General features: G+C 69.4%; 4 protein-coding genes and 1 pseudogene. All 5 read left to right on the forward strand.

Translation table 11 applies throughout. The features are described from left to right. The first annotated feature begins 79 nt into the window (after positions 1-79). Positions 80-1,249 carry a mannose-6-phosphate isomerase, class I gene (gene manA / locus ABZ564_RS15385; protein WP_360855514.1) on the forward strand — a complete coding sequence of 390 codons (1,170 nt, stop codon included), beginning with the start codon at positions 80-82 and terminating at the stop codon, positions 1,247-1,249. Between the two features lie 87 nt (positions 1,250-1,336). Beyond that, positions 1,337-2,404 carry a cation diffusion facilitator family transporter gene (locus tag ABZ564_RS15390; RefSeq protein WP_360855516.1) on the forward strand — a complete coding sequence of 356 codons (1,068 nt, stop codon included), beginning with the start codon at positions 1,337-1,339 and terminating at the stop codon, positions 2,402-2,404. A gap of 269 nt (positions 2,405-2,673) precedes the next feature. After that, entirely contained in the window at positions 2,674-4,131 is a 1,458-nt protein-coding gene (ahcY, locus tag ABZ564_RS15395; RefSeq protein WP_360855519.1) for an adenosylhomocysteinase, read from the forward strand. 191 nt (positions 4,132-4,322) lie between these two features. Continuing rightward, entirely contained in the window at positions 4,323-4,934 is a 612-nt protein-coding gene (locus ABZ564_RS15400; RefSeq protein WP_360855522.1) for a hypothetical protein, read from the forward strand. A gap of 88 nt (positions 4,935-5,022) precedes the next feature. After that, positions 5,023-5,717, forward strand: a pseudogene (locus tag ABZ564_RS15405) (stage II sporulation protein M); the annotation flags it as partial. Positions 5,718-6,154: the final 437 nt, after the last annotated feature.

Raw genomic sequence — 6,154 nt, forward strand, 5'->3', positions numbered from 1 at the left:
GTACCACCTGGTGCGTGAAGCACCTCGTACCACCGCAAGACAGCACAGCACCGCACACAGCAACACAAGGACAGAATCCATGGACCGGCTCTCCAACACCGTGCGCCCGTACGCCTGGGGCTCGACCACCGCGATCCCCGCCCTTCTCGGCGTCGCCCCCACCGGCGAGCCGCAGGCGGAGATGTGGATGGGCGCCCACCCCGGGGCCCCCTCCCGGATAACCCGCACCGGGACCACCGCCGAGCAGTCCCTCACCGACGTCATCGCCGCCGACCCGGCCCGCGAACTCGGCACGGCGACCGTCGAGAAGTTCGGCCCCCGGCTGCCCTTCCTCCTCAAGCTGCTCGCCGCCGGCGCCCCCCTCTCCCTCCAGGTGCACCCGAACCTCGACCAGGCCAAGGCGGGTTACGCGGACGAGGAGCGCCGGTCCGTCCCGATCGACGCCCCGCACCGCACGTACAAGGACGCCAACCACAAGCCCGAACTGATCTGCGCGCTCACCCCCTTCGACGGCCTGTGCGGATTCCGCCGGCCCCTGGAGGCGGCCGAGGCGATGGAGGGCCTGGGTGTCGACTCCCTCAAGCCGTACGCGGACCTGCTGCGCGCCCAGCCCGAAGAGGCCGCCCTGCGCGAGGTGCTGACGGCGATCCTCACCGCGGACCCGGACGAGATGGCCGAAACGGTGACCGCCGCCGCGGCCGCCGCGGAACGGATCGGCGGTGACTACGCCCCGTACGCCCGCATTGCCCACCACTTCCCCGGCGACGCGGGCGTCATCGCGGCCATGCTGCTCAACTACGTGCGGCTCCAGCCCGGCGAGGCCCTGTTCCTCGGCGCCGGCGTCCCGCACGCGTACCTCGACGGCCTCGGCGTCGAGATCATGGCCAATTCGGACAACGTGCTGCGCTGCGGGCTGACGCCCAAGCACATCGACGTCCCCGAACTCCTCCGCATCGTCCGCTTCGAGGCGACCGACCCGGGCATCCTGCGCCCGGAGGCGTCCCCGTCGGGGGAGGAGCTGTACGAGACACCGGTCGACGAGTTCCGCCTCTCCCGCTTCGACCTGTCACCCGGCGCCGCCCTCGCCGATCTGACCGCGGACACGCCGCAGATCCTGCTCTGCACGGCGGGCGCCCCGAAGGCCGGCGACGTCGGTCTCGCCCCCGGCGCATCGGTCTTCGTACCGGCGGGCGAGCAGGTCCTGGTGTCCGGAACGGGCACGCTGTTCCGTGCCACAGTGGTGGCCTGACGAACCGTTGGCGACGGCGGCTGCAACAATGTGCCGCCATACCGCGGCCGCCGGAGCCGCAGACCGAAGAAGGGACACCAGGCACCCATGAGTGCGTCAGGCGGAACCAAGGCGATCGTGGCGGCACTCGGCGCCAACCTCGCGATCGCGGTGGCCAAATTCGTGGCGTTCCTGTTCAGCGGCTCCTCGTCGATGCTCGCGGAGAGCGTCCACTCGCTGGCGGACTCCGGCAACCAGGGCCTGCTGCTCCTCGGCGGCAAGCGGGCACAGCGCGAGGCCACCCCCCAGCACCCCTTCGGGTACGGCCGCGAGCGCTACATCTACGCCTTCCTCGTCTCCATCGTCCTGTTCTCCGTCGGCGGCATGTTCGCGGTGTACGAGGGCTACGAGAAGATCAGGCACCCCCACGAGCTGGAGGCCTGGTACTGGCCGGTCGGCGTCCTGATCTTCGCGATCATCGCCGAGAGCTTCTCCTTCCGTACGGCGATCAAGGAGTCCAACGAGTTGCGCGGCTCGCTCGGCTGGACGGACTTCATCCGCCGCGCGAAGGCCCCGGAACTGCCCGTCGTCCTGCTGGAGGACCTGGGCGCGCTGATCGGTCTGATCCTCGCCCTCGGCGGTGTCGGCCTCGCCCTCGGCACGGGCAACGGTGTGTGGGACGGCATCGGCACCCTGTGCATCGGCATCCTGCTGATCGCCATCGCGATCGTGCTGGCCGCCGAGACCAAGTCCCTGCTGCTCGGCGAGGCCGCCGGCACCGAACAGGTCGAGAAGATCAAGGAGGCGGTCGTCGACGGCGACACCGTCACCGGCGTCATCCACATGCGCACCCTCCACCTCGGCCCGGAGGAGCTGCTGGTGGCCGCCAAGATCGCCGTCCAGCACGACGACACCGCCGACGAGGTCGCCAACGCCATCAACGCCGCCGAGTCCCGCATCCGCGCGGCCGTCCCGATCGCCCGGGTGATCTACCTGGAACCGGACATCTACAACGCGGCGGCCGCCGCGGCCGGCGTCAACCCGGCCAAGACCCCCGGCGGTGCCGGCACCCCCGGTCCGGAAGCGCCGGAACCGGGAGCCGCCGAGCCGGGCCCCGAGGCTCCCGGCACCCCGGCGGGCACGGAGGACACCGGCCCGACGGAATCCGGCCACTGACCCCACCGGACCCGCCATCGCGTACCCGTCACAGCCGCTTCCGCCCCGGACCCGCTCCGGTGGACTGGGAGCGGCTGCGCCGTTCGGTGTAGATTCGACGGCAGTGTCAGACGTCGCTGCTGATGGCGGTCGATCGGTCCGTACGCCGGACCGGCCGAGGGAGAGAGGGCCTCCGACGGACTGCGCTGCGCGCGCCCCGGGCATTCGTGTGCCCGCCGCCGCAGAGCCGCCCTACCCACCCTCGACTCCACAACGAGGAGCAGCCCGTTATGACGACGGCCCCCAACCGACCGGACTTCAAGGTCGCCGATCTCTCCCTGGCGGTCTTCGGCCGCAAGGAGATCACCCTTGCCGAGCACGAGATGCCCGGTCTGATGTCGATCCGCCGCGAGTACGCCGCCGCGCAGCCGCTGGCCGGCGCCCGTATCACCGGTTCGCTGCACATGACCGTGCAGACGGCGGTGCTGATCGAGACGCTGGTCGCTCTCGGCGCCGAGGTGCGCTGGGCCTCCTGCAACATCTTCTCCACCCAGGACCACGCGGCCGCGGCCATCGCGGTCGGCCCGGCGGGCACCCCGGAGAACCCGCAGGGTGTCCCGGTCTTCGCCTGGAAGGGCGAGACGCTGGAGGAGTACTGGTGGTGCACCGAGCAGGCGCTGACCTGGCCGAACACGCCCACCGGCGGCCCGAACATGATCCTGGACGACGGCGGTGACGCCACGCTCCTGGTACACAAGGGCGTCGAGTTCGAGAAGGCGGGTGCCGCCCCGGACCCGTCCACGGCGGACAGCGAGGAGTACGCGCACATCCTGACGCTGCTCAACCGCACCCTCGGTGAGAACCCGCAGAAGTGGACGCAGCTTGCGTCCGAGATCCGCGGGGTGACCGAGGAGACCACCACCGGCGTCCACCGCCTGTACGAGATGCACCGCGACGGGACCCTGCTGTTCCCGGCGATCAACGTGAACGACGCGGTGACGAAGTCGAAGTTCGACAACAAGTACGGCTGCCGCCACTCGCTGATCGACGGCATCAACCGCGCCACCGACGTCCTGATCGGCGGCAAGACCGCCGTCGTCTGCGGCTACGGCGACGTGGGCAAGGGCTGCGCGGAGTCGCTGCGCGGCCAGGGCGCCCGTGTCATCGTCACCGAGATCGACCCGATCTGCGCCCTGCAGGCGGCGATGGACGGCTATCAGGTCGCGACCCTGGACGACGTGGTCGAGCAGGCCGACATCTTCGTCACGACGACGGGCAACAAGGACATCATCATGGCCTCGGACATGGCCCGGATGAAGCACCAGGCCATCGTGGGGAACATCGGTCACTTCGACAACGAGATCGACATGGCCGGCCTGGCGGCGGTCCCCGGCATCGTGAAGGACGAGGTCAAGCCGCAGGTCCACACCTGGACGTTCCCGGACGGCAAGGTCCTCATCGTGCTGTCCGAGGGCCGCCTGCTGAACCTGGGCAACGCGACCGGCCACCCCTCCTTCGTCATGTCGAACTCCTTCGCGGACCAGACCCTGGCCCAGATCGAGCTGTTCACGAAGCCCGAGGAGTACCCGACCGACGTCTACGTGCTGCCCAAGCACCTCGACGAGAAGGTCGCCCGCCTCCACCTGGACGCGCTCGGCGTCAAGCTGACCACCCTCCGCCCCGAGCAGGCCGCCTACATCGGCGTCGAGGTCGAAGGCCCCTACAAGCCCGACCACTACCGCTACTGACCCCGCCACGCGCTGCAGGAGCTCGCCGGTGACCGGTCACCGGCGGCCCCCACAGCGCGGAGCGCCTCAGCGGCGCCGGGTCCTCAGCGACTCGGGCCGATCAGCAGCAGCGACGAACGCAGGCCCCCGCACCCCCGTGTCGGGGGCCTGCGCCGTACCGCACCCGCACGAGCCGAGGACCGAAGGACCCCATGCCCCGCGGCCGATATTCGCTCCACGATGTCCACGACCACACCCCCCTCGGCGAAGAACACTTCCACTGCGCGCCCGGCCCTTCCGGTTGGCGCTACATCTCCCAAACGACCGCCCCGTCCGGCAGTCACCTGGGATCCCTCGATCTCACCCTCGATGAACTCGGCCGCCCCCTCCGTCTCGAACTCCATGCCTCCGACTGGCAGGTCCGCGGCGCCGCCCTGGAGGGCCTCACCTGGGTCCGTACCGATCCGACGGGCATCCACGCCACCGAAGGCAATGTCCGCGCCCACGCCTTCCATGGCACCTCCCCCGCTTTCCTCGTCGCGACCGCTCGTCTGTTGCGCCTCGCCCCCGCCTCCCCCGAGACCCGCGTCCGGGTCGTCACCTTCACGGACCCGGTCCTCGCCCCCCGTACGCTCGACCAGTCCTGGGCCCTGGTGAACAGTGAAGCGCACCCCACTGACAACGGCCCCTTGAAGGTGGACGAATACCAGGTCAGCGCCCTGGACACGGGCGAGCGGCACACCGTCCACCTTGCCGGCGACGTGGTGCTCTCCGCCCCCGGCATCGAGCTCGAAGAGCTGGACTCCCCGCCCTCCGAACGCTAGGCGGACGGCACGAATCCGGTGGCAGGCGTACGCGCCGAGCCCCCGCCACCCGTACTGGCAGCGGGCGCACACGCCCCCGAGCGCCCGCGCGGAAGCCGGCGAAGTCGTCGACCTCTACCAGCGCAGGGCCACCCCTCTCTCCCCGATCCAGTCCAGCGCCCCGACCCGCTGCTCGTCGCGCGTCCGTCCCACGGTGCCCGGTACGCGGCGTGCGTCCTGGCGCGATGTCGCGCGATCCTCACGGCGGGATTCCCCGCCGCGGTCCACTCCTCCGGCACTGGTGGATACCGGCCGAGGTCCTCTCCACGCTTCCGGCAGAGCTGACGGGCTGGTGGATCGGCACCCATTCGGAGGCGCAGCCGGCCATCGCGGCCCCGGAGGATCTGCACCGCATGAGGGCTCCGGGCAGCGAGTACGAGACCAACTGCTCCAGCCACCCGGGTGGTGACCTCCTTCGCCGCCCGGGTCTGGACGAACAAGACGCAGGCCGCCTCCATGCGCCTGGTGCTGGGCGTCTTCCTCTGCGCGCCGGCGATCTGGGTCCTCTTCGTCAACGTGGCCGACCCTCCGCCTGGTACCGGTGCTGTTCGTGTCAGGCGCTACCGAGGGCCTTCGCGTCCTCGGCCCGGCCTACCCACCTGGGCCCGCATCTCGCTGGGCACGCCCGTGGAACTGCTCTTCCTCGGGTACGTCTAGGTCCTCGGCGGCGGTGCGGCCTGTCCCGGTGATGTGGGCGACCTGGACGCGATCGAACGAAGCGCCGAGCTGCCGATGGCCGCCTGATGTGCATACGACCCCGCTGACCTGCTAGTCTCCTCCTCGCCCCAAAAAACCGTTGACACGGCGACGTGGGGGAGGTAGATTTAAACGGTTAGCGCGAACTGGACAAGTTCGGGTTCAAGTCGTTAATATCTATCTCGCTCTCACCGGAAACAAAGTTTCCGCAGAGCCATCGATTCCCAACTTCTGAAGTTGAAGCCGATTAGGTTTGGCCGAAACGCTTCTGATAAAGTCGAATCAGCCGAAAGGCAAGGCCACTTCAACGGCCACCGGAATTCAAACTCGAACCGGAAACGGAACGAAATGAATCTGGTAAGGTTGGAACCGCTGAAAAGCAAAAAGTGAGACCCGCTTCGGCCGGGAATCGGACACGGAAGAGTCTGATAGAGTCGGAAACGCAAGACCGGAGGGAAGCGCCCGGAGGAAAGCCCGCGAGGGTG

The sequence above is a fragment of the Streptomyces sp. NPDC019224 genome (genome assembly GCF_040632605.1).
Classification (GTDB): domain Bacteria; phylum Actinomycetota; class Actinomycetes; order Streptomycetales; family Streptomycetaceae; genus Streptomyces.